Annotated in this window: 23 protein-coding genes; 15 read left to right on the plus strand and 8 right to left on the minus strand. The window is 50.0% G+C overall.

What is annotated here, in order from left to right; all coding sequences use genetic code 11:
* The coding region (locus HMPREF2608_RS08295; RefSeq protein ID WP_210402780.1) for a hypothetical protein at positions 1-233 on the minus strand (233 nt) is incomplete at its 3' end.
* A gap of 297 nt (positions 234-530) precedes the next feature.
* Here HMPREF2608_RS08295 and HMPREF2608_RS08300 point away from each other — a divergent pair.
* From HMPREF2608_RS08300 to nagZ, 9 genes are all read left to right on the plus strand, one after another.
* Positions 531-821: a helix-hairpin-helix domain-containing protein gene (locus HMPREF2608_RS08300; protein WP_070826610.1), complete on the plus strand. Its 291-nt coding sequence runs from the start codon at positions 531-533 to the stop codon at positions 819-821.
* A 75-nt stretch (positions 822-896) separates the two neighbouring features.
* On the plus strand, positions 897-2,279 hold the full coding sequence (locus tag HMPREF2608_RS08305; protein ID WP_070826611.1) for an efflux transporter outer membrane subunit: 1,383 nt from the start codon (positions 897-899) through the stop codon (positions 2,277-2,279).
* A 112-nt stretch (positions 2,280-2,391) separates the two neighbouring features.
* The gene (locus tag HMPREF2608_RS08310; RefSeq protein ID WP_070826612.1) at positions 2,392-3,258 is read left to right on the plus strand and encodes a DUF808 domain-containing protein; all 867 of its coding nucleotides are present in this window, start codon (positions 2,392-2,394) and stop codon (positions 3,256-3,258) included.
* Positions 3,259-3,313: 55 nt separating this feature from the next.
* Positions 3,314-4,861, plus strand: a complete 1,548-nt coding sequence (gene lnt / locus HMPREF2608_RS08315; protein ID WP_070826613.1) for an apolipoprotein N-acyltransferase — start codon at positions 3,314-3,316, stop codon at positions 4,859-4,861.
* Positions 4,862-5,141: 280 nt separating this feature from the next.
* Positions 5,142-6,005, plus strand: coding sequence for an RNA polymerase sigma factor RpoH (rpoH, locus tag HMPREF2608_RS08320; protein ID WP_070826614.1), 864 nt, complete (start codon positions 5,142-5,144; stop codon positions 6,003-6,005).
* A gap of 150 nt (positions 6,006-6,155) precedes the next feature.
* The gene (gene hemA / locus HMPREF2608_RS08325; RefSeq protein ID WP_070646293.1) at positions 6,156-7,409 is read left to right on the plus strand and encodes a glutamyl-tRNA reductase; all 1,254 of its coding nucleotides are present in this window, start codon (positions 6,156-6,158) and stop codon (positions 7,407-7,409) included.
* Positions 7,410-7,654: 245 nt separating this feature from the next.
* Entirely contained in the window at positions 7,655-9,154 is a 1,500-nt protein-coding gene (locus HMPREF2608_RS08330; RefSeq protein ID WP_070826615.1) for a DegQ family serine endoprotease, read from the plus strand.
* Positions 9,155-9,287: 133 nt separating this feature from the next.
* Positions 9,288-10,808: a Na+/H+ antiporter NhaC family protein gene (locus HMPREF2608_RS08335; RefSeq protein WP_070826616.1), complete on the plus strand. Its 1,521-nt coding sequence runs from the start codon at positions 9,288-9,290 to the stop codon at positions 10,806-10,808.
* 97 nt (positions 10,809-10,905) lie between these two features.
* The gene (nagZ, locus tag HMPREF2608_RS08340) at positions 10,906-11,991 is read left to right on the plus strand and encodes a beta-N-acetylhexosaminidase (RefSeq protein ID WP_070826617.1); all 1,086 of its coding nucleotides are present in this window, start codon (positions 10,906-10,908) and stop codon (positions 11,989-11,991) included.
* 78 nt (positions 11,992-12,069) lie between these two features.
* Here the strand turns inward: nagZ and HMPREF2608_RS08345 are convergent, their stop codons facing one another.
* Complete coding sequence (locus tag HMPREF2608_RS08345) at positions 12,070-12,816, minus strand: amino acid ABC transporter permease (protein ID WP_070826618.1); 747 nt, start codon at positions 12,814-12,816, stop codon at positions 12,070-12,072.
* Positions 12,817-13,143: 327 nt separating this feature from the next.
* Here HMPREF2608_RS08345 and yegQ point away from each other — a divergent pair, with 327 nt between their 5' ends.
* Positions 13,144-14,499, plus strand: a complete 1,356-nt coding sequence (gene yegQ, locus HMPREF2608_RS08350; RefSeq protein ID WP_003679384.1) for a prephenate-dependent tRNA uridine(34) hydroxylase TrhP — start codon at positions 13,144-13,146, stop codon at positions 14,497-14,499.
* Positions 14,500-14,562: 63 nt separating this feature from the next.
* On the opposite strand, the gene hemC is transcribed toward yegQ, so the two are convergent.
* The gene (gene hemC / locus HMPREF2608_RS08355; RefSeq protein ID WP_141761485.1) at positions 14,563-15,498 is read right to left on the minus strand and encodes a hydroxymethylbilane synthase; all 936 of its coding nucleotides are present in this window, start codon (positions 15,496-15,498) and stop codon (positions 14,563-14,565) included.
* Positions 15,499-15,616: 118 nt separating this feature from the next.
* On the opposite strand from hemC, the gene ybeY reads away from it, so the two are divergent.
* From ybeY to HMPREF2608_RS08380, 5 genes are all read left to right on the plus strand, one after another.
* Positions 15,617-16,132 carry an rRNA maturation RNase YbeY gene (ybeY, locus tag HMPREF2608_RS08360; protein ID WP_070826620.1) on the plus strand — a complete coding sequence of 172 codons (516 nt, stop codon included), beginning with the start codon at positions 15,617-15,619 and terminating at the stop codon, positions 16,130-16,132.
* 1 nt (position 16,133) lies between these two features.
* On the plus strand, positions 16,134-16,976 hold the full coding sequence (locus HMPREF2608_RS08365; protein WP_070826621.1) for an HlyC/CorC family transporter: 843 nt from the start codon (positions 16,134-16,136) through the stop codon (positions 16,974-16,976).
* Complete coding sequence (locus HMPREF2608_RS08370; protein WP_049322796.1) at positions 16,973-17,710, plus strand: methionine ABC transporter ATP-binding protein; 738 nt, start codon at positions 16,973-16,975, stop codon at positions 17,708-17,710. The genes HMPREF2608_RS08365 and HMPREF2608_RS08370 overlap by 4 nt, the downstream gene beginning before the upstream one ends.
* 1 nt (position 17,711) lies before the next feature.
* A complete protein-coding gene (locus tag HMPREF2608_RS08375) occupies positions 17,712-18,398 on the plus strand; it encodes a methionine ABC transporter permease (protein ID WP_004519678.1) in 687 nt (228 codons plus the stop codon).
* Between the two features lie 187 nt (positions 18,399-18,585).
* On the plus strand, positions 18,586-19,497 hold the full coding sequence (locus HMPREF2608_RS08380) for a MetQ/NlpA family ABC transporter substrate-binding protein (RefSeq protein WP_070826622.1): 912 nt from the start codon (positions 18,586-18,588) through the stop codon (positions 19,495-19,497).
* A gap of 585 nt (positions 19,498-20,082) precedes the next feature.
* Here the strand turns inward: HMPREF2608_RS08380 and HMPREF2608_RS08385 are convergent.
* The 5 genes from HMPREF2608_RS08385 to HMPREF2608_RS08405 form a co-directional block, all read right to left on the minus strand.
* On the minus strand, positions 20,083-21,102 hold the full coding sequence (locus HMPREF2608_RS08385) for an FAD:protein FMN transferase (RefSeq protein ID WP_070826623.1): 1,020 nt from the start codon (positions 21,100-21,102) through the stop codon (positions 20,083-20,085).
* Positions 21,103-21,221: 119 nt separating this feature from the next.
* The gene (locus tag HMPREF2608_RS08390) at positions 21,222-21,716 is read right to left on the minus strand and encodes a nitrous oxide reductase accessory protein NosL (RefSeq protein ID WP_004519674.1); all 495 of its coding nucleotides are present in this window, start codon (positions 21,714-21,716) and stop codon (positions 21,222-21,224) included.
* Positions 21,713-22,543, minus strand: a complete 831-nt coding sequence (locus HMPREF2608_RS08395; RefSeq protein ID WP_004519673.1) for an ABC transporter permease — start codon at positions 22,541-22,543, stop codon at positions 21,713-21,715. Before HMPREF2608_RS08395 ends, HMPREF2608_RS08390 begins: the two co-directional genes overlap by 4 nt.
* The gene (locus HMPREF2608_RS08400; RefSeq protein ID WP_070826624.1) at positions 22,540-23,439 is read right to left on the minus strand and encodes an ABC transporter ATP-binding protein; all 900 of its coding nucleotides are present in this window, start codon (positions 23,437-23,439) and stop codon (positions 22,540-22,542) included. Before HMPREF2608_RS08400 ends, HMPREF2608_RS08395 begins: the two co-directional genes overlap by 4 nt.
* A 56-nt stretch (positions 23,440-23,495) precedes the next feature.
* The gene (locus HMPREF2608_RS08405; protein WP_049322791.1) at positions 23,496-24,881 is read right to left on the minus strand and encodes a nitrous oxide reductase family maturation protein NosD; all 1,386 of its coding nucleotides are present in this window, start codon (positions 24,879-24,881) and stop codon (positions 23,496-23,498) included.
* Positions 24,882-24,964: the final 83 nt, after the last annotated feature.

Below are 24,964 nucleotides of genomic sequence, written 5' to 3' on the forward strand. Positions count from 1 at the left end.
TGAGCCGAAGTTGCTTTTACAGCAGGTGAATAGACAAGCTGCCATGCAGTCAAAAAGGTAACAAACAGACCTAAAAGAAAAGGATTGACTGCTGTCGACACAACCCCCATGGCACAGATTAGTAGTGAAAATGAGATGAGTTTATCAAGTCGACCATACAGGCGACTGCCTAAACGGTGGTAATACAGTGCATAGGCAATTTTGAATGACAAATCTTGATCGGCAGTAACCATAAAAACTCCTTATTTTTTTGTTCCTCCTCCTGGTGGTTGCACATCTACTGGAGTGGGGCGCGGCGGAATCGAATCTCTGATGCGTTCGGGTGATGGTGTCTTAGATTGATTGGTCATATTATCTCCATTAATATGGTTGATTGTTACTTGGGAATCTATTTTATCATGAAACGCTTGGCATGTAATAATGTTAAGTTGTTGAAAGAATATAGGAAGTAGCGCGGGCTTTGCCTGCGAAAACAAGTTGATACATCCGCTTTCAGGTTTTCAGACGACCTTCAAACCAAAGGGTAAAACATGAGTCCCGACAAAGTACGACGAAGCAAGCTGAATACATTGACCGACCTGCCCAATATCGGCAAAGCTGTGGCGGAGGATTTGGCTTTGCTCGGCATCACGCAGCCGCAGGATTTGGCGGGGCAGGACGCTTATGAAATGTACGACCGCCTGTGCAGCCTGACCGCAACCCGACACGATCCCTGCATGATCGACATTTTTCTGTCGCTGGTTGATTTTATGCAGGGGAACGAACCAAAGCCGTGGTGGCATTTTACGGAACAGCGAAAAGCGTTTTTAGCCGATAAATAAACGCAGCTGATGAGATTGTTCAGACGACCCCGCTACCTTTCAGGTCGTCTGAAAATTTAAACCGAAAGATACGATATGCAGAAAAAACCTTTTTTTCAGACGGCATTATCCCTGTCGTTCGCCCTAGCCTTAAGCGCGTGCGCCGTCCACAGCGCCGACCCAAACCTCACGCTCGAATCGATAGGGCAGGTGATGAGTGCAGCGGAAACCGCCGAACGCTACGATGTCAACGGCAACTGGTGGGAAATCTACCAAAGCCAGCAGCTCAACGCGCTGATGGAGCAGGCGTTGGCGAATAATGTCGATTTGAAACAGGCGGCCATCAGCGTCAACAAAGCTTTGTATCAAGCCAATATTTTGGGTGCGGATTTGGTGCCTTCATTCAGCGGCTCGTTGGGCGCAAACGCTTCTAAAAACCTGAAAACTGGCAGCCACGGCAATACCTTCAGCAGCCAGCTTGGTTTGAGCTACGAATTGGATTTGTGGCGCAAACTCAGTGCCACTGCCGATGCGCAGGTATGGGAATACCAAGCCACGCATGAAGACATGGCCAATACACGCCTAACTTTGATTAATAATGTCGCCGATGCGTATTTCAATATCGCCTATCTGAACGAAGCGATTGAATTAGCGCAAAAATCGTTAAAGCAATATCAGGAAATCAACCGCATTGCGAATGCCAAGTTCCGCTACGGCCGGGCCGACTCAAGCCAACCGACCCAAGCCAAACAGTCATTGCTGAGTGCGGAAAACAGCCTGTTGTCTTTGCAAAACAATTTGGATACGCAAAAACAGGTTTTGCGTAATTTATTGAATTTAAGGCCGTCTGAAAACATGGCTGCCGATCCGGCACAATTCCGCCTGTTGCCTGTCAAAGGCGTGAACTTGGACGTACCGATTACCGTTTTGGCCAACCGCCCCGACCTGCGCGCCGCCGAATACCGCCTGCAAGCGTCGCAACAATCGATCAACGCGCAAAAACGCAGTTGGTATCCGTCGATTACTTTGGGCGCAAGTTTGAGTACGTCTTCCGATAAAGCGAAAAGTACGTTCAATATCCCCATGTTGGGTGGCTCGGCCACCATCAATCTGCCTTTCCTTAATTGGCAGACCATGAAATGGAAAGACAAAACCGTACAAGCGGAGATGGACAGTGCCAAGCTGAATTTTGAAAAAGCCCTGACCACCGCGCTCAATGAAGTCAATACCAACTACCTTGCCTACAAAAACGCGCAGGCCAGCCTTGCCAATCAAGAACAGCGTTATCGGTTGGACAAGAAAAACAGCCATTACTATCAAGTACGCTACCAACACGGTAAAAACGAGTTGAAAGACTGGCTGGAGGCTTTGAATTCAGAATACAGCTCGGCTCAAAACCTGCTGAACCAACGCTATGAGGCTTTAAAATACGAAAATATGGTGTATAAAGCCATGGCGGGACGTTATACGCCGAAATAGCATTTTCAGACGGCCTTTGGTTAATTTCCGTCAACGGCCGTCTGAAAAACATTCAAGCAACTGAATTTTCATATATAATCGCGCGTTTATTTGATTTTATCCGGACAACATTATGGCCTTCGCCTCTCTCTTTACGCTTTTGGACGACATTACCGCCGTTTTGGACGACGTAGCGATGATGACCAAAGTCGCCGCAAAAAAAACCGCCGGCGTGGTCGGTGACGATTTGGCGCTCAACGCCAATCAGGTAACCGGCGTATCCGCCGAGCGCGAATTGCCGATTATTTGGGCGGTGGCAAAAGGCTCTCTGGTCAATAAGCTGATTCTGGTGCCACTTGCGCTGTTGCTTTCCGCTTTCCTGCCTGCGCTGATTACGCCCTTGCTGATGATAGGCGGTGTGTATTTGTGTTTTGAAGGCGTGGAAAAACTGTTGCACAAATTTCTACACCGCAATGAACACGAAGACGGACACGATGCCGAGCCTGAAGTCACAGACGAAAAAACAAAAGTGAAAGGCGCGGTCCGTACGGATTTCATCCTCTCCGCCGAAATTATTATTATCGCGCTGGGCGTTGTTGAAAAATATGACCTGATGACGCGTTCTTTGGTTATGGTTGCCATCGGTATCGGCATGACGGTGTTGGTGTACGGTTTGGTCGGCATTATCGTCAAACTTGACGACCTCGGCATGATGTTGATGCGCCAAAAAAGCGCCGCCGTGCAAGGTATTGGACGAGGTTTGATTACATTTATGCCTTGGTTTATGCGCGGCTTGAGCATTGTCGGCACGCTGGCGATGTTCTTGGTCGGCGGCGGACTGATCGCCCACAACCTTGGCTTTTTACACGATTTCCTTCACGCGCAACATTGGAACAGCGGCATGATGGAACATATTGCCAATCTGGTGGTCGGAGTAGCCGCCGGTGCATTGGCTTGCGCAATCGTCCTGCCTGCAATGAAATTGTTTCAAAAAGACTGATTTTGTTTCCCTGCCGTCTGAAAACTTTTCAGACGGCCTCAATACCATTTAAAGCATGAATATTTTCCGTAAACTCGAACAATACTGGCAACACCCGCTGCTGTACTGGCCGCTGGTCATCTTGATTGCCGCCGCGACACCGTTTACTTTCGCCCCGTATTATCATTTCTGGCTGATGCCGCTGTTGTTTGGCGCACTGATACGCCTGATTGAATTGCGTCCGCGCTTTGCCGTCATGACTGCCTATCTGTTCGGATTAATCGGTTATACGGCGCAGTTTTATTGGATACACACTGCCTTGCATGATGTTTCAGGTTTGCCGGATTCATACGCCATCCCCCTCACCTTCCTGCTGCCGGCATTTCTTGCGCTTTATCCGGCCATCTGTTTTTGGGTGTGGAGAAAATGCAACCTGTCTCGCTGGGCCAAAACCGGCCTCCTGTTGCCGATTTTATGGACGCTGGCAGAATTTGCCCGCGAACGTTTCCTGACAGGATTCGGCTGGGGTGCAATCGGCTATTCCCAAATCATCAAAGACAGCCCGTTGGCAGGCTTCGCGCCTTTGGGCGGCATTCACATGGTTACGCTGGCAACCGCTTTCCTCAGCGCATGGCTGGTATTGCTGATTGACAACCATGGCCGTCTGAAACACCGCCTGCTGCCCTTATTCCTTATCGTTGCGCTCTGCTCCGTCGGCTACATTTCCCAACAAACCGAATACACCCGCCCCGACGGCAGCACCAGCACGGTCGCCCTGATTCAAGGCAATATCGAGCAAAATCTGAAATGGAAGGAAGAGCAAATAATCCCAACCATTCAGAAATACTACGAACAAATCAGCAAAACCAGTGCCGACATCGTCATCCTGCCTGAAACCGCCCTGCCGCTGATGCGCCAAGACCTGCCCGAAGGCATCTTGGAACAATTCGCCGAACAGGCGCAAAGCAACGGCAGCGCATTGGCCATCGGCATCAGCCAATATACGCCCGACGGCAACGGCTACGAAAATGCCGTTATCAATTTGAGCGACTATCACAACAGCACTTCTGATGTCATCCCCTACTACGCCAAGAACCACCTCGTTCCATTTGGCGAATACAAGCCCTTGCCCGCTATTACCGAGCGTCTCTATAAAATGATGGATATGCCTTTGGCCGACTTTCAAAAAGGCGGCGACAACCAAGCGCCTTTGGTGATGAAAGATCAAAAAGTTGCCTTCAATATCTGCTATGAAGATGGTTTCGGCGACGAACTCATCGCAACGGCGAAACGCTCCACCCTGCTCGCCAACATCAGCAATATGGCGTGGTACGGCAAATCCAATGCCATGTATCAGCAGCTTCAACAATCCCAAGCGCGTGCAATGGAACTAGGCCGCTACATGGTTCGCGCCACCAATACCGGCGCAACCGCCATTATTTCCCCTAAAGGTACGATTGTTGCCGAAGCCCAACCGGATACAGAAACCGTCCTCGAAGGCCACGTCAAAGGCTATATCGGAGAAACGCCCTATATGAAAGCAGGCGGCTCCACATGGCTTATCAGCATTTTGGCCGTTATCGGTGTATTCCTCATCCTGATTGGCCGGAAGAAACCAGAATAAAAATTTTTCAAGACCTTGTTATACAAGGTCTTTTTTATTACCAAAACTATTTACATACAGAAATGTTTGTAATATACTTATCCAAAACCTAGCAAATCACTCAAATTTTCTAAGACAATCAACCCTTGCAATTCAAGCAGTAAAAACTATTGAATCTATCGTTAATTTACAGAAAAAATCCAACCCATAACAAAACAAACCGCAGGCAGTGTTATACTGCTTGTCACACAAATAAACAAAAAGCCGTTTTCAGACGGCCTAATCAAGGAGAGCATCCTTTATGGATAAAGCTTTTGCATTACCCGTTATCCACAGCGGCAACGGTAGCCTCGAGCAATACATTCATACTGTCAACAGCATTCCCATGCTTACCGCCGAAGAAGAAACACAACTGGCCGAACGTCAACAAAAAGGCGATCTCAACGCCGCCAAACAGCTTATTCTGTCCCATCTTCGCGTCGTCGTATCCATTGCACGCGGCTACGACGGCTACGGCCTCAACCAAGCCGACCTGATTCAAGAAGGCAATATCGGCCTGATGAAAGCCGTCAAACGCTACGAACCAAGCCGCGGCGCGCGCCTGTTTTCGTTTGCCGTGCATTGGATTAAAGCCGAAATCCACGAATTCATTTTGCGCAACTGGCGTTTGGTCCGCGTCGCCACCACCAAACCGCAACGCAAACTGTTCTTCAATCTGCGCAGCATGCGTAAAAACCTGAATGCCTTGTCTCCAAAAGAAGCGCAAGAAATCGCCGACGATTTGGGCGTCAAATTGTCCGAAGTCTTGGAAATGGAACAACGCATGACCGGTCACGACATCGGCATCATGGCAGAAAACAACGATGACGAGGACAACTTCGCTCCTATCGACTGGTTGGCCGATCACGATGCAGAGCCTAGCCATCAGTTATCCAAACAAGCCCACTATACCCTGCAAACCGAAGGCCTGCAAAACGCCTTGGCGCAACTGGACGACCGCAGCCGCCGTATCGTTGAAAGCCGCTGGTTGCAAGACGATGGCGGTTTAACCCTGCACGAATTGGCTGCCGAATACGGCGTATCTGCCGAACGCATCCGCCAAATCGAAGCCAAAGCCATGCAAAAATTGCGCGGTTTCTTGGCAGAAGAAGCAGAAGCCGTTTAAGCCTTTCTTGATAAAAAGGCCGTCTGAATCTTTTCAGACGGCCTTTTCGATGGCAAACCTCATTGCATCTTATTCCCCCCAACACATTCATTTTAAAGCCCACTTAAGCTATAATACCCACCACACACACTACCCAGTCATACCATAACCATGCAACTTACCGTCGTCGGACTCAATCACCAAACCGCGCCCTTGAGCATACGCGAAAAACTGGCATTTGCAGCTGCAAATCTGCCGGATGCCGTGTCCAACCTCGCGCGTAGTGAGGCGGCGGAAGAAGCAGTCATTCTTTCTACCTGCAACCGCACCGAGCTTTACTGCGTCGGTGAAACCGAAAAAATCATCGACTGGTTGGCGCAATATCACAACCTGCCTGTCGAAGAAATCCGCCCTTACCTCTATACCTTGGATAACAATGAAACCGTCCGCCACGCCTTCCGCGTCGCCTGCGGTTTGGACTCCATGGTCTTGGGCGAACCGCAAATTCTCGGTCAAATCAAAGATGCCGTCCGCGTTGCGCAAGAACAGGAAAGCATCAACACCCACTTAAACGCCCTGTTTCAAAAAACCTTTGCCGTTGCCAAAGAAGTGCGTACCGATACTGCTGTCGGCGAAAACTCCGTCTCTATGGCTTCTGCATCGGTCAAAATGGCAGAGCAAATCTTCCCTTCCATTTCCGATCTAAACGTCCTCTTTATCGGCGCAGGCGAAATGATTGAACTGGTGGCCACTTATTTTGCCGCTAAAAATCCCAAGCTCATTACCGTTGCCAACCGTACACACCAGCGTGCGCAGGAATTGTGCGACAAACTCGGTGTCAACGCCGAAGCCTGCCTGCTGAATGAATTGCCCGATATTTTGCACGATTACGACGTGGTTGTTTCTTCCACCGCCAGCCAACTGCCCCTCGTCGGCAAAGGCATGGTCGAACGCGCATTGAAAAAACGCCACAACATGCCTGTTTTCCTGCTGGATTTGGCCGTTCCGCGCGATATCGAAGCCGAAGTCGGCGAATTGGAAGACGCATATCTCTATACCGTAGACGACATGATGGACATTGTCCAAAGCGGTAAAGACGCGCGCAAAAAGGCAGCGGCAGCGGCTGAAAGCATGGTGGAAGAAAAAGTCAGCGAATTTATCCGCCTGCAGAAAAACCGCCAAAGCGTTCCGCTTATCCGCGCCTTACGCGACGAAGGCGAACGCGCGCGCCGCCAAGTATTGGAAAATGCCATGAAGCAACTGGCAAAAGGCGTATCCGCCGAGGATGTCCTCGAACGCCTCTCCATTCAGTTAACCAACAAACTGCTCCACTCTCCGACACGCACGCTCAATAAAGCCGGATCGGACAACAGCGAATTAATCGATGCCGTGGCGCAAATCTACCATTTGGATCAACACGACTGACCACAATTTAAAGGCCGTCTGAAAAAAGCGAACCGACCGACAGGTCATATTCCAAAGCTTTCAGACGGCCTTAAAAGAATAAAATCCCAATTATCATTTTTTCATTTAAAATGAAATGCTTGAAAAAAAACCGTTAAAATGTAAAAATCCTACCTTATACATTTAAACAGCATTCAAACAATAAAACTGCCTGCCGATTCAAACGTATGCCGACAATACGATAGGCACCGGCAAAAGGAACTTTCGTGCATATTAAAACAAACACATATCTGGCCCTTGCTGTCCTCTCAGCTTCCCTTCTTTCAGGTTGCGACAAAGTCAGCACCTTTTTCGACAAAGACGAAAACAAAGAACTCGTTCAACGTATTGAAACCAATACCGATGACGGAAAAGTCGGCATGTTGCTGCCCGACTTCGCCCAACTGGTGCAAAACGAAGGGCAGGCCGTCGTCAATATTCAAGCGACACCGGCAAAACGCACCGCGACACCGGATGACGACCATAGCATGGACCTGAGCCAATTTCCCGACAACGATCCGTTTTACGAGTTCTTCAAACGCCTTGTTCCCAATATGCCCGACATGCCGCAAGAAGATACCGAAAGCGACGATTTGAATTTCGGTTCCGGCTTCATCATCAGCAAAGACGGCTATATCCTGACCAATACCCACGTGGTTGCCGGCATGGGCAATATCAAAGTCCTACTCAACGACAAACGCGAATACACGGCCAAACTGGTCGGCTCAGACGCCCAATCCGACGTTGCCCTCTTAAAAATCGAGCCGCAAGAAGACTTGCCGGTTGTCAAAATCGGCAATCCGAAAGATTTAAAACCGGGCGAATGGGTAGCCGCCATCGGCGCGCCATTCGGCTTTGACAACAGCGTAACTTCAGGCATCGTCTCCGCCAAAGGCCGCAGCCTGCCGAATGAAAACTACACGCCGTTCATACAAACCGACGTTGCCATCAACCCCGGCAACTCAGGCGGCCCGTTATTCAACCTCCGCGGCCAAGTAGTCGGCATCAACTCGCAAATTTACAGCCGCAGCGGCGGTTTCATGGGCATTTCGTTTGCCATTCCGATTGATGTTGCCATGAATGTGGCCGATCAATTGAAAGCCAACGGCAAAGTCCAACGCGGTCAATTAGGCGTGGTTATTCAAGAAGTTTCTTATGATTTGGCCAAATCTTTCGGTTTGGACAAAGCAAGCGGCGCACTGATTGCCAAAATCATGCCAAACAGCGCGGCACAACAAGCCGGTTTGCAAGTCGGCGATATTGTCCGCAGCGTAAACGGAGAAGAAGTCCGCGCCTCCAGCGATTTGCCGGTCATGGTCGGCTCGATGATGCCGGGTAAAGAAGTGACTTTGAGCATTTGGCGTGGCGGCAAACAAACCGATGTCAAAGTCAAACTTGGCAGCGCAGCCGAACAAACGGAAACTTCTGCAAAAGAGGCTGAACACCCGCAACACGATGGCGGCCATGACGGATTTACCGTTGAAAACGCAGGCCTGACTTTGCAGGTTGAAAACGCAGACGGCAAACAACGCTTAATCGTTCTGCGCGTTAGCGGTGCGGCTGAACGTGCCGGCCTCAAACGCGGCGACGAAATTATTGCCGTCAGCCAAATCAGCGTCAATGACGAATCCACTTTCCGAAGTGCCTTGGAAAGCGCAGGCAAAAACGTACCGCTTTTGGTACAACGCGAAGGCAATACTTTGTTCCTCGCACTAAATCTGCAGTAGTCCGATTTTTCAGACGGCATGATGATGTGTTAGATGATAAAATACCCATCTGTCAGAGGCGGTGGGTATTTTGTTATCCGTCTTCCAGTTTAGGCCGTCTGAAAATATTTCACCGCTTATATACAATATAATTATGCAACTTATTAATTATTCAAATTCTATTTTATCCATCGTCCCGGCAGCCATTGCGCTCGCCTTGGCCATTGCCACGCGCCGTGTATTGCTGTCCCTGGGTGTAGGCATTATCGTCGGCTCATTCCTGCTGGTAGGCGGTAATCCACTTGATGCCTTGGTTCACTTAAAAGACATGGCTGTCAGCCTGACTTGGGCGGACGGTGATTGGTCTTTGGGCAAACCCAAAATCCTGCTCTTTTTGGTGCTTTTGGGGATTTTCACTTCCCTGCTGACTCATTCCGGCAGCAACCAAGCATTTGCCGATTGGGCAAAACAGCACATCAAAGGCCGTCGCGGTGCAAAACTGCTGACTGCCTGTTTGGTATTCGTTACCTTTATTGACGACTATTTCCACAGCCTTGCCGTCGGTGCGATTGCCCGCCCTGTAACCGACAAATTCAAAGTTTCCCGCGCCAAACTGGCTTATATCCTTGACTCCACTGCCGCGCCGATGTGCGTTTTGATGCCGGTATCCAGCTGGGGCGCATCGATTATTGCTACTTTGGCAGGCCTTTTGGTGACTTATAACATCACAGACTACACACCAATGGGCGCATTCGTGGCCATGAGCCTGATGAATTACTACGCCGTCTTCGCGTTGATTATGGTGTTTGTCGTGGCTTGGTTCTCCTTCGACATCGGCTCTATGGCCCGTTTGGAACGCGCCGCTTTGAATGAAATTCATGATGAAACCGTTGAAACAGGCCATCCCAACGGCCGCGTATTCGCACTGATTGTTCCGGTTTTGGTGCTGATCGTCACCACTGTTTCCGCCATGATTTACACTGGAGCACAAGCTTCTGAAACCTTCTCTTTACTCAGCGCGTTTGAAAATACCGATGTGAACACTTCCCTCGTGTTCGGCGGCACTTGTGGCGTATTGGCCGTCATCCTCTGCACCATCGGCACCATTAAAACCAGCGACTACCCTAAAGCCATTTGGCAGGGCATCATCTCTATGCGCGGCGCCATTACCATCTTGATTTTGGCATGGATCATCAGCACCGTTGTCAGCGAGATGCACACCGGCGAATACCTCTCCACTTTGGTGGCAGGCAATATCCACGCAGGCTTCCTACCCGTGATTTTGTTTATGCTCGCAGGCGTGATGGCCTTCGCTACCGGCACAAGCTGGGGCACATTCGGCATCATGTTGCCGATTGCCGCCGCCATGGCCGTCAAAGTCGAACCTTCGCTGATTATCCCTTGCATGTCTGCCGTAATGGCCGGCGCCGTATTTGGCGACCACTGCTCGCCAATTTCCGATACCACCATCCTCTCTTCTACCGGCGCACACTGTAACCACATCGACCACGTTACTTCGCAATTCCCTTACGCGCTGACCGTAGCCGCGTCTGCTGCCACAGGCTACCTCGCACTGGGCATGACCGGCTCTGCACCTTTAGGTTTTGTGGTAACCGGCATCGTGATGGTTGTGTTGATTCTGATCTTAAAAGACAAGAAAAAAGCAACTGCCTAATTCAAAACCAATATTCAGACGGCCTGAGATATTCCTACACTCTCAGGCCGTCTGAACATAACGATTATCCAATATATACATTATTCAGGACAAAACAATGAATACGCCTCATCTTCCACGCGGCCCAGTCATGGCCGACGTCGCTGCCTATCATCTGACCGAAGAAGAAAAACAACGCCTGCTCGACCCTGCCGTCGGTGGCGTTATTTTGTTCCGCCGCAACTTTGAAAACGTTTCCCAGCTCAAAGCTTTGGTTCAAGAAATCAAAGCCGTCCGTACACCTGAACTTATCATCGCCGTCGACCACGAAGGCGGACGGGTTCAACGTTTTATTGACGGCTTCACCCGCCTGCCGGCCATGAACGTATTGGGCGAAATTTGGGATAACGAAGGCCAAGAAGCCGCCTGCGCCCAAGCAGAACAAGTCGGCTGGGTTTTAGCAACCGAACTCTCCGCCTGCGGTATCGACCTATCCTTTACGCCTGTATTGGATTTGGACTGGGGTCAATGCGCCGTCATCGGCAACCGCAGTTTCCACCGCGACGCCAACATCGTTACCCAGCTTGCCCTTGCCCTGCAAAAAGGCCTGAACAAAGGCGGCATGAAATCTTGCGGCAAACACTTCCCCGGCCACGGCTTTGTCGAAGGCGACAGCCATCACGTCCTGCCTTGCGACGAACGCAGCCGCGAAGCGCTCGAAGCCGCCGACCTTATCCCCTTCCGCGCACTGAGCCAAGCAGGCATGGCCGCAGTCATGCCTGCCCACGTCGTCTATCCTCAAACCGACAGCCAACCTGCCGGCTTCTCCGAAAAATGGCTGAAACAAATCCTGCGCCAAGAAATCGGATTTAACGGCGTTATCTTTTCAGACGACCTAACCATGGAAGGCGCATGCGGTGTCGGAGGTATTAAAGAACGCGCCCGCCTTTCTTTTGAAGCAGGCTGCGATATTGTGCTGGTGTGCAACCGTCCTGACTTGGTAGATGAATTGCGAGACGGTTTCCATGCGCCGGAAAACGCCGATTTGGCAGCACGTTGGCAATACATGGCCAACACATTAACCGTACAAGAAGCTGCCGACATCATGGCAACCGAAGCATTCCAAGCCGCCCAACAGGCAACTGCCAAACTGGCAACGCCCAAAGACATCGCAGGCGGTGTCAAAGTCGGCGAAGCATTCTGATTCAAGGCCGTCTGAAACATTGACGGCAAATAAAAAAGGAAGACTTGAAAAAGTCTTCCTTTTTTTGATTCAAACCGATTAGCGGTGTTGCGGATTGTAACGGCTTTCCAATCGCAGGAATACCCAGCCCAAGAAAGTTGTCATCAAGAGATAAATTAGCGCAATAGTATAAAGTGGTTCTTCATAAATGTAATAGCGTCCGCTAATCGTTTTTTGCACATAAGTCAGCTCCGCCACAGCGATAACGGACAAAAGCGAGCTGTCTTTCAAGAGCGTAACAAATTCGCTCGCAAGTGGCGGCAGCATACGACGTAAAGCCTGAGGAAGAATCACATAACGCATCGCCTGCGAATAACTCAAACCCAGCGAACGCGCCGCTTCCATCTGACCGCGATCGATAGACTGGATGCCAGCTCGAAAAATCTCGCAGATATACGCGCCGGAGTTGGCGATCAAGGCAAGCGAACCGGCAACCAGTGCGCCATAAGAATTTCGAAAGACCTTCGCCTCGTTGCCGTTCATCAGCAAACCGTCGGTAGGATGGACGAAAAACGGGAACCAGACGTAAGCCCAAATCACAATCTGCACAAACAGCGGCGTACCGCGGAACAGCGTTACATAAAGCAGCGAAAACTTACGCAAAACCCAAGCCAAGGCACGCATCGGCGCACCCGCCTTTTCCAGATAAATCATCCGCGCCAATGCCAACAGCAACCCCAAAACCGAACCGCCTGCCGTTGCAACCACCGTCAGTCCCAGCGTCGTCAATGCGCCGTAAAAAAACATCCAGCGGTATTCATAAATAATGTCAAAACGAAAATCCATAAACCTTCCGTCGGTCAAAATCGGTAACTAATCCGAATATTTTTTAAAATGAAGCTTGATATTTTACAAGAAAATACATTGCTTGAACGGTTTTTTGTTAAATTATTCCGCCCAACCCTGCTTTTTTTACATTTCTAATGAATTGACACCCCTTTTCATCTTTGCCCATATAGGACATTTTCCGTATAAAAAACAAAGCGCAAACCCGAGACAAAATTGACCGAAACACAAAAACAGCGGATAATCCGCCCATTCTTCAAACATCTTTCAGACGGCCTTCCCTCTTCCCTTGAGGGCCGTCTGAAAACATTTTAAAAAGCATAAAACATGAAAGCACCCGAACTCTTATTGCCTGCAGGCGGCCTCGAACGTATGCGCGCCGCCTACGATTACGGCGCAGATGCCGTTTACGCTGGCAGCCCGCGTTACTCCCTGCGCGCCCGCAACAACGAATTTGCCAAACTCGACGTTCTCGAGCAAGGCATTAAAGAAGCGCACGAGCGCAACAAAAAATTCTTCCTGACCGTCAATACGCTGCCGCACAACTCCAAACTCAAAACCTTTGTTTCCGATATGGAGCCCTTGATTGCCATGAAGCCCGACGCGCTGATTATGGCGGATCCGGGTTTAATCATGACCGTGCGCGAAAAATGGCCGGAAATGCCGATTCACCTGTCTGTTCAGGCAAATACCACCAACTACTGGGGCGTAAAATTCTGGCAGAACATCGGCGTCGAACGCATCATCCTGTCGCGCGAATTGAGCATGGAAGAAATCGCTGAAATCCGCCAAGAATGCCCCGACATCGAACTCGAAGTCTTCATTCACGGCGCATTGTGCATCGCCTACTCCGGCCGCTGCCTGCTCTCCGGCTATTTCAACCACCGCGACCCTAACCAAGGCACCTGCACCAACTCCTGCCGTTGGGATTACAAGGTTCACAACGCCACTGAAAGCGATGCAGGCGATGCCCAACTTCTGCAAGGTTTCAACTTTGAAAAAGCCCAAGAAGAAGCCAACCAAAACTTTGAAGGCATCAACGGTCAAAAACGCCATCCCTACGCCGACAAAGTTTTCCTGATTGAAGAGTCCAACCGTCCGGGCGAAATGATGCCGATTATGGAAGACGAACACGGCACCTACATCATGAACTCCAAAGACCTTCGCGGCATTGAAGTGGTTGAGAAACTGGCCAAAATCGGCGTGGACAGCCTCAAAGTCGAAGGCCGCACCAAGTCGCTTTATTATGTTGCACGCGTGGCCCAGTCCTACCGAAAAGCGATTGACGATGCCGTTGCAGGCCGTCCGTTTGATTACAGCCTGTTGAGCGAACTCGAAGGCCTTGCCAACCGCGGCTACACCAGCGGCTTCCTCGAGCGCCACCAAACTCAGGATTACCAAAACTACCTGACTGGCCACTCCATCGCCAAACAAAGCCAATATGTCGGCCACGTTACCGAAATTGATGAAAACGGCTGGGCAACAATCGAAGTCAAAAACCGCTTTGCCATCGGCGACTCACTCGAAATCATCCACCCGAGCGGCAACCAAACCATCAAATTGGAACAAATGACCCGCAAAGGTCAGCCTGTCGATGTTGCACCCGGCAACGGCATTCAGGTCAAAATCCCCAATATGCAGGGCAAAGAAAAAGCTTTGGTTGCGCGGATTATGAATCCTTAAGCATCAACAAAATAAAGGCCGTCTGAAAGTTTCAGACGGCCTTTTAAAATTATCTATGCTGTTTTAAGCCTGTTCTTGCAATACGGCAGCAATCAATTCTTCCGCACCATCATCCGCCAGTTTTTTGGCGACAGCACGACCCAAAGCATCGGCGTATTCGGCAGGGGCTTGCGCGTCTGCCTGCAAAATAACCGAACCGTCAGGATGACCGACCAAGCCGCGCAAGGTCAGCAAGCCATTTTCTTCAGTGCAATATGCGGCCAGCGGCACTTGGCAACTTCCGCCCAAAGCGCGCGCCAACGCGCGTTCTGCCGTAACGCAGGCGTGTGTGGTATCGTGGTTCAACGGCTTTAAGACTTCGTACAAATCTTCGCGATGCGCTGCAATTTCAATACCCAATGCACCTTGTCCGGCGGCAGGCAGACTGTCGGATTCCGACAAAATCATGCGAATGCGTTCGTCCAATTCCAAACGCTGCAAACCGGCGGCGGCCAAGATAATCGCGTCGTACTCGCCATTATCGAGTTTGGACAAACGGGTTTGCACATTGCCGCGCAAAGGTTTGATAACCAAATGCGGATAGCGCGCACGCAACTGGGCTTCGCGGCGCAGGCTGGATGTGCCTACAACGGCACCTTTGGGTATTTCTTCCAAACGCGCGTATTGGTTGGACACAAACGCATCAAACGGATTGGCGCGTTCGCCGATGGCCGCAAGCGCGAAACCTTCAGGCAAATCCATCGGCACGTCTTTAATCGAATGCACGGCCAAGTCGGCTCGACCATCATACAAAGCCTGTTCCAACTCTTTGACAAACAAGCCTTTACCACCGACTTTTGACAAAGTTCTGTCCAAAATCTGGTCGCCGCGCGTGGTCATGCCCAAAATCTCGACTTCGCAATCGGGATACAGGGCTTTCAGACGGCCTTGGATATGTTTTGCCTGCCACATGGCAAGCAGGCTTTCGCGACTGGCGATAACGAGTTTTTTCGGGTTCATAATGGTTGCCTGAAAGATGGAAAACGGCATGAAGTCTATCATATTTTGGGCGGTTTTTCAGACGGCATGGGGGTGAATATGTTATATTTACGCCTAAAAACTAAATTTTCCGGACAACATGAAACGCGCCAAACAATATCCTTTTTTATCCTTACAGCGGCAACGTTTTCATCTGAACTTTGAAAACGCTTCTTCCGCCGCCAACCTTCCTTCAGAGAACGACTTCTACCGCTGGGCGTGGTCTGCCTTGAAAAACGAATACCGCCGCGCCGACATCAGCCTGATTCTTCTCGACGAAGAAGAGGCCCGCGCTTACAACCGCGACTACCGAGGCAAAGATTACGCCACCAATGTATTGAGTTTCGCGCTCAACGAAGGTGAAATCCTGCCCGACCAGTTTTCAGACGGCCTGTATGGCGATTTGGTAATTTGCCCACAAGTGGTTTTGAAAGAAGCCGCCGAACAAGGCAAAACACCCGAACAGCATTTTGCCCACCTGACCATACACGGTACTTTACACCTGATGGGCTACGACCACATCGAAGACGATGAAGCCGAAATAATGGAAGCCGAAGAAATCCGCCTAATGCTGGCGGCAGGCTTCCCCAACCCCTACCAAGAGGACGAATATTAAAATGGACGGTACGCAGTCGAAACCAAAGTTTTTCGAACGCCTGATCTCCCGACTTGCCGGCGAGCCCGACTCCGCCGAAGACGTATTGACCCTGCTGCGCCAAGCGCACGAGCAGGAAGTTTTTGACGCCGACACACTGACCCGGCTGGAAAAAGTATTGGACTTTGCCGAGCTGGAAGTGCGCGACGCCATGATTACGCGCAGCCGCATGAACGTATTGAAAGAGAACGACAGCATCGAGCGCATCACGGCCTACGTCATCGAAACCGCCCATTCGCGTTTCCCTGTCATTGGTGAAGACAAAGACGAAGTCTTGGGTATTTTGCACGCCAAAGACCTGCTCAAATATATGTTCAACCCCGAGCAGTTCCACCTGAAATCCGTCTTGCGCCCTGCCGTTTTCGTCCCCGAGGGCAAATCACTGGCCTCCCTTTTAAAAGAGTTCCGCGAACAACGCAACCACATGGCGATTGTCATCGACGAATACGGCGGCACATCCGGCCTGGTAACCTTTGAAGACATCATCGAGCAAATCGTCGGTGACATCGAAGACGAATTTGACGAAGACGACAGCGCCGACAATATCCATGCCGTTTCTTCCGAACGCTGGCGCATCCACGCCGCAACCGAAATCGAAGACATCAACGCCTTTTTCGGTACGGAATACAGCAGCGAAGAAGCCGACACCATCGGCGGCCTGGTCATTCAAGAGTTTGGACATCTGCCCGTACGAGGCGAAAAAGTCATCATCGGCAGCCTGCAATTTACCGTCGCGCGCGCCGACAACCGCCGTCTGCACACCCTGATGGCCACACGAATTAAAGAAAACACGGATAAACCATGATTATTCTGGATCACGTCTCCAAACACTATCAAACACGCGACAACAAAGACTTTGTCGCCGTCGAGCCGACCAGCCTCGAAATCAAACAGGGAGAAATCTTCGGCCTGATGGGCTATTCCGGCGCAGGCAAATCCACCCTGCTGCGCCTGATTAACTTATTGGAACGTCCGGATACAGGTACCGTCAGCGTATGCGGCCAAGAGCTGACCGCGCTCAACGCCACGCAACTGCGCCACGCCAGACAAAACATCGGCATGGTGTTCCAACAGTTCAACCTATTGAGCAACCGTACCGTTGCCGAAAACGTCGCCTTTCCTTTAGAAATTGCCAAATGGCCGTCTAAAAAAATCCAAGCGCGTGTTGAAGAATGTTTGGAAATCGTTGATTTGCAAGACCGTGCCAACCATTACCCGTCCCAACTTTCCGGCGGTCAAAAACAACGTGTCGGCATTGCCCGCGCGCTGGCGCCGCAACCTCAAGTCATCCTCGCCGACGAACCTACTTCCGCCCTCGACCCTGCCACTACGCGCAGCGTTTTGAAGTGTTTGGAAGACATCAACCGACGTTTCAACGTAACCATCGTCATCGTTACCCACGAAATGAGCGTTATCCGCCGCCTGTGCGACCGTGCCGCCCTCTTGGACAAAGGCCGTCTGCTGGAAATCGTTGAAGTACACGGCAACCAAATCCATGCCCAATCCAAAATCGGGCAAGAGCTGATTCGAGAGGACTAATATGGCAGATTTAACATTTGAAAGTGCTGTTGCGACCATCGTCAGCATGAAGGGCGAAATTATCCAAGCCTTGGGTGAAACCTTTATTATGGTCGGCCTATCAACTACTTTCGCCGTTATCTTCGGTACGATTTTGGGCGTATTGCTGTTTGTGACGTCAAGTCATCAGTTGCACTACAACAAACAGCTGAATTTGTTTTTGGACAACCTGGTCAACCTAATGCGCGCATTCCCTTTCGTCATCCTGATGATTGCCATGATTCCTGTTACTCGCGCCATCATCGGCACGACCATCGGCCCGGTGGCCGCCTCATTGGTATTGAGCGTATCCGGCCTGTTCTACTTCGCCCGTCTGGTCGAGCAAAACCTGCGCGAAGTACCCAGAGGCGTGATTGAAGCGGCCTCCGCAATGGGTGCTTCCCCCATGAGCATCATCTGCAAAGTGCTTTTGAATGAAGCGCGCGCAGGTATGGTTTCCAGCATTACCGTACTGGCTATCGGCCTTCTGTCGTACAGCGCGGCGGCAGGTATGATTGGCGGCGGCGGCTTGGGCGACCTTGCCATCCGTTACGGCTACTACCGCTATCAAATGGAAGTCATCATTTTCATCGTCGCCATCCTGGTTTTACTCGTTATCCTGATTCAAGGTATCGGCAACAGATTGGCGCGCAAACTGGACAAGCGTTAAGCAAACAGGCCGTCTGAAATGGACTTACTATTTTTCAGACGGCCTGTTATCTATTTAGGGCATATATTTCAAATAAATTTACAAAAAACGTCCTCATATTTCCAAAATAGATTTACAATCCCTCTTTTTTTAACGGCGGCAGATTGAGGCCGTCTGAAACCGTTTTATCATCCATCAGGAGCAAAATATGCAAATCAACACATTCTTCAAAACTCTTTCAGCCGCTGCGCTCGCCATCGTACTGGCTTCCTGCGGCGGTCAAAAAGACAGCGCGCCTGCTGCTTCTGCCGCTTCTTCTGCCGACAACGGTGCAGAGAAAAAAGAAATCGTCTTCGGTACAACCGTCGGCGACTTCGGCGATATGGTAAAAGACCAAATCCAACCGGCTTTGGAGAAAAAAGGCTATAAAGTCAAACTGATCGAGTTCACCGACTATGTGCGCCCCAACCTTGCTTTGGCTGAAGGCGAATTGGACATCAACATCTTCCAACACAAACCTTATCTGGACGACTTCAAAAAAGAACACAAACTGGACATCGTTGAGGCCTTCCAAGTACCGACCGCACCTTTGGGCCTGTACCCTGGCAAACTGAAATCTTTGGACGAAGTGAAAGACGGCGTCAGCGTTTCTGCACCTAACGACCCATCTAACTTTGCCCGTGCATTGGTTATGTTGAACGAATTAGGCTGGATTAAACTGAAAGCCGACGTTGATCCGCTGACTGCCTCTAAAAACGATATTGCCGAAAATCCAAAAAACATCCAAATCGTAGAACTTGAAGCCGCCCAACTGCCGCGCAGCCGTGCCGACGTTGACTTTGCCATCGTTAACGGCAACTACGCCATGAGCAGCGGCATGAAACTGACCGAAGCCCTGTTCCAAGAGCCAAGCTTTGCCTACGTTAACTGGTCTGCCGTCCGCACTGCCGACAAAGACAGCCAATGGCTGAAAGATGTAACCGAAGCCTACAACTCTGACGAGTTCAAAGCCTACTCACAAAAACGCTTTGCCGGTTACAAATATCCTGCGGCATGGGGTGAAAACGCAGCAGCAGGTGCTCAAGCCGAAGCCGCCTCTACTGCTTCTGCAACCAAATAAGTAACTTTTTGAAAAAAGGCCGTCTGAACATTCAGACGGCCTTTTTCTATCATCACTCACAAAGTCAAAATTATTTTTTACTGATAACAATCGCTTACATAATTTCTTATATCAAACCGAATCAACTGTTGTAAAAACATTCAATAAAAATCCATGTTTTTATTCAATATAATCAACCACTAAATAAATTATTCTACTTTTTTATAATATTCACTGGTAATGTTCCGCTTATCCTGATATTATACCGCTTATCTAAAGACAACCGGTTATCTGCATTTTAGACCGTTCATCTAAAGTGCTTTAAACCACTTTGTCGGATTTTCCCATAATGTTGTGTTTCTCCGTTTCAAAGGGGTTTGAGCGGTCGAAATATCGTTTTGCTTAGATATTAAAGCTTCGTGCTTTGAAATGAGTGAATTTTTGTTTTAAGTGTCGTAATCTCTTGCTAATTACTCCCAACTGCAAGAGTTTCAGGGTTGCCCCTTGGGCAGCCCTTCTTTTTTTATATTTCATTATTTCAATATCTTAGACTTTTCCTTATTCATATATTCAAACCAACTGACAAAACCATTCTTTTTCTCAATCTCAAATCTTCTTCAATTCATTATTCGGCATCACCAGCCAAACCTGTGCCTTTTTAACTTGGGCCGCTGCTCGGATAGCCGCTTCATCCATAATAGAAAATGCGGTAGAAAAAGCATCGGCAACTGCCGCACTTTCCGCCATAACGCTCATGCTTTTATAGCGCGGCTGGCTTCCGCCTGTGCGCGGATCAAAAAGATGGGTAAATTTGCCTGCCTCGTCCATTACCGTGCCATAGCCGCCTGATGTGGCAAACGCTTGATTTTTCATAGCAATGGTGGTCAGGATTTGGTCTTCTTGGTCAGGATTGCGGATGCTGACATTCCACTCGCGCTGGTTGGCATTATCAAAGCCGTAAATCTCCCCCATATCAATCAATGCCTGAGAAACGCCTTGCTGCTTCAACAATTCAGCTACTTTGTCGGTGATATAGCCTTGGGCAATGCCGTTAAGCGACAAGCCCATGCCTTTTTGGGCAAAACGGATTTCTTTGGTATCAAAATCGACTTTGTTGAAATCCACTAATTTGAGCGTGTCTTTGATACTGCGTTCAGATGGCGGCGTTTCGGTTTTTGGGTTTCGCCTGAAATGATCGGCATACAGATTCCACAATGGCTGAATGCTAGGATCAAACGCACCCTGCGTCAGCTGATGGATATCTCGGCTGATACTGAGCAGCTGCAAAAAATCGGATGGCGGATTTTTCAGACGGCCTTCTCGGTTTAAACGGCTGATCAGGCTGTCGTCCCGATACAGGCTGAAGATTTTTTCCAACCGTGAAACTTCTGCCAATACTTTGTTGACCAATATTTCTGCCTGCTTGCGTTCAACGCCGAACAAACGCAACTCCGCGCCCGAACCCAATGCAATGCCTCTCCAAATAACTGGCTGCTCTTCTTGATTTGGGCTGGTTGGATGAGTCGGTCGATTGGTTTTGCGGCTGATGGCAAAAGGAATACCGACACCGACGGCAAGTGTGGCGGTGATGGCAATGAAGCGGCGACGCGTTAAAGGAGTAGACATGGAGTATTCCTTGGATTTTTTATTTTTACATTGCAAGCCTGCATCATTAAATATCAATCGGCAAGCCTTCAACACAAAGGCCGTCTGAAACTGTTTCAGACGGCCTTTTATTGATTGTTTTATTTGAAAATGTATTCGTCGGGCATCTCTGCAAAACCGACTACTCTGCCGCCTTTTTCTTTGGCGAATTTTTCAGCCTGAGCCTTGTCGGCAAACGGAAGCGCATCTTCCGCACCCATGCCGCCGATAAAGCTGCTTTCAATAACGTAATAGGCCTTTTTCGCATCTATCCATTCAGTGTCGGCATTGGGTTTTTCCCAATCTTTGACTTTACCCATATCGGTAACATAGATGGCATGAATGCCTTTAGGCTCTTCGGGCAGTTTGGTGTAGCCAAACATCTGCTTTATGGTGGAAAACCAAACCGGTTTGTCAGGTTTGCCGTTCAAGAAGATTTGCGCTTTAGGGCCGTTGTGTTCGGTCAAATTCATGCTGCAGTAATGACCGACTGCGCTGTCGCTGATTTGTTGGGGCGCAGGCGGAGGGCTGTTGTCCTGCTTGCTGCAGGCTGCCAATGCGATGAGTGTGAAGGTTGTCAATAATATTTTTCTCATATTTGTCGCTTTCCGAAAATCCAGGCGGCTAAAATCAAAGGAATGATAACCCATAATACCTGAGCCGTCAGCAAAATAGGCATACTCAGGCTGATTTGTTCGCTCAAACCCGCCATGCCGGCATACATGGCTGTATTTTCGTAACCCGTCAGGTTCAGCAGGCGATAAATGTCTGCGGGGTTGAACAAAAGAACGGTTTCCACTACAGGCGCGGTAATGACTTGTTCGGTATCGGCAACCAAAACACCCAAAAGCGCCATATCGAAAATCACCACAAAAAACAACCATACGCCGATGGCGATACCGGCGGCGGTACCGCGTTCTTTAACTTTTGCGCTGATCAAATAGCCCATGGACAAAAAGGCTGCGCCAAGAATCACGCTGGCAGCAATCAAGAGGGCGAAAGGCTGCCATGCGGCAATATCAAAACCGCCGTTGGCAAGCTGAAGGGTAATACCTGCCAATCCGTAGCCTGCCGTGGTAGCAAGGGCAAGAATGATGAGGTGGCCGATAAATTTACCGGCAAGGATTTGGTTGCGCGAGATGGGGTAACTTAGCAGCAACGCCATTGTACCGCGCTCGATTTCGCCAATCAGTGCATCATAAGAGAGCAACATCGCAATCAGCGGAATCAAGAAGATAGACAGGCTGGACAGGCTGACTACAGTTACCGTCAAGGGATCAACCTTGACCGAACCGGTAGGCGAGCTGCCGAGAAAGCCTAATGACAGTGCCAATGCGGCAAGCAAAAGTGCGGCGGCAAGAACCCAACGGTTGCGCAGGCTGTCGCGGACTTCTTTGCCGGTAATAATCCAAACGGGGTTCATACGTCTTCCCTCTTCAAGAATTGCGCGTACATATCGTCAAGTGTAGGCGTGTGGATATCGATATAGGCAAGACTGCCCAAATCACCCAATTCGCTCAAAAGAGCCATGCGCTCTTCGGCTTTACATTGCGCTTTATACGACAGGCCGTCTGAAAGCGGCTGCCAACGCTCGCTCAACGGACGCGCTTCTTTCAAACGGACATTGACGGTCAGCGGCAGGCCGCTTTGAACATGCAACTCATCCATGCTGCCGTCGGCAACTTTCACGCCGTTTTTCATGACGATGATGCGGTCGGCGTGGCCGTCAAGCTCGGCCAGTGCGTGGGTGCTGAGCAATACGGTCGCACCGCGTCCATTCAGTTCGCGCACGACTTCGTAAAACATTTGGCGTGAAGCCGGGTCAAGGCCTGTGGTCGGTTCGTCAAACAATAAGACTTTAGGCTCACCCAACAAGGCCTGTGCCAAAGCGAGACGCTGGCGCATACCTTTGGAGTAAGTGCCGACACGGCGGCGTGCCGCTTGAGAAATGCCGACACGCTCGAGCAATTCACGGTTTTTACTCAGGGGCTGTTTTTTAAGTTTGGCATAGAAATCCATGGTTTCGATACCGGTCAATGAAGGGTGCAATGCAACCGTTTCAGGCAGGTAACCGATTTGGCTGCGACGCTGCGCGCCTGCTTTACTGCCGGTCGGCTCTCCCAAAAGCATCACTTCGCCCTTGGTCGGCGTAATCAGGCCGAGTATCAGCTTCATAATGGTAGATTTGCCTGCACCGTTGTGTCCTGCCATGCCGACGCTCTCGCCTGCCTTGAGAACCAGATCGACTTGGTTGACGGCCTTTTGGCTGCCAAACTGCTTGGTCACGTTTCTTAATTCAACGTGGTTGGTACTGCTCATGGATATTCCTCTAGTGAATGTTTCAGACGGCCTTTGATATTAGGCCGTCTGAAAGGTTACATATTGGCATTTCCGCCTGTCAGCGCACCGTTTTCGGCATTACCCCATTCGGATTGGTGCGTTTTTGCTTCATGCAGCAATTCGTCCTTCATGGCTTCGTATTTGGTTGTCGTTTTATTACGGACAGGGTTCATCAAAGGCTTGCTATCAATTACGCCACCAGGCAGGATGGCGGGAAATTGCGATTGCGCCCATTTGACAATGCTGATGGCAGGGCTGTTCATCAATAACCGGGCGACGGGTGCGCGCCAGATGATTTGGTCGATAATCCCGTTGGGACGGTAGGCACTGTCGCCGAAGCCGTCGCCGTCAAGGTCAAAGGCACTGTTATCGCTCCAATAGTTGCCGCGACCACCCTCGCCCCAATCGAGGAAGCGGGTGCTGACATATTTAACCTGGCTTTCGTTGTTAATAAATGAATTTTCGTACAGGGTTGTGCCTTCGATGGCTGCGGTGAAGTGGATACCGATTTGGCAGTTCTCGAAATGATTGGCAAAGATTTTATCGTAGTTGGCATTGTAGGCAAACACGCATTTGCCTGCCTTATTGATCACATTATCGTGAATTTCAGAATAATTGACGTAGTTGAGCATAATGCCTTGGTCGCGACTGCCAACGGCAATGTTGCCATACACTTTCAGGCGTTCGGAAAACATCAGCACATAACCCATATTGTTGCCGACGGAGATATTGTTGCTGACTTCGCTGTCATTGGTGTACATATAATGGACGGCAAAGCGCAAGTCGCTAAAACGGTTGCCTTTGTAGGTATTATGAGTACTGGTATTTGAAAAAATACCGTCACGGCCTTTGGAAATATCGTTATCGACCACTTGCGCACCGGGCGCATTCCAGACGGTTACGCCGTTGCCGCGTTCGTTGACGCGCAGGGTTGCATCGCCGATGATTTTATTTTCCCGCACCATGGATTCTGCCGCACCGTGAATATACACGCCGACGGAATTGTCGATGATGTTGTTATGCTCCACCAGCGCGCGCGTTGCCGTCTCTTCTAAATAGATACCGGCATCCATTGCCGGCAAACTCATGCCGGAATGGGAAACGGTCAGATTGCGCAAAGTTACATCAGGCGCATGAACGGCAACCGTCCTCCCGCTCCGGTCGCCGACAATCTTGGCGGAACGATCGGCAGGGCCTTCGATGGTAATGGGTTTGTCGATATAGAGTTTGGTTTTGTATGTACCGGAGGCAAGCTTGAGCGTATCGCCGGCTTGGGCGCGCGCCAAAGCATCATTGAGATTGTCTTGTGCGGATACGTTGATGACTGCGGCAAAGGCCGTCTGAACCATGCTGCCAAGCAGCAATACGAGTGCGGCACGTTGCCATTTGGAACGATGGATTTGTGTGTGCGTCATAATCATATCTCTGTTTCAGACGGCCTGCTTGCCGCATGATAAACCGATGCGGAAACAGGTATTTTGGTGTTATAGCAAAGCTGCCTGAT

The organism is Neisseria sp. HMSC064D07 (assembly GCF_001837185.1).
Classification (GTDB): Bacteria; Pseudomonadota; Gammaproteobacteria; order Burkholderiales; family Neisseriaceae; genus Neisseria; species Neisseria flavescens_C.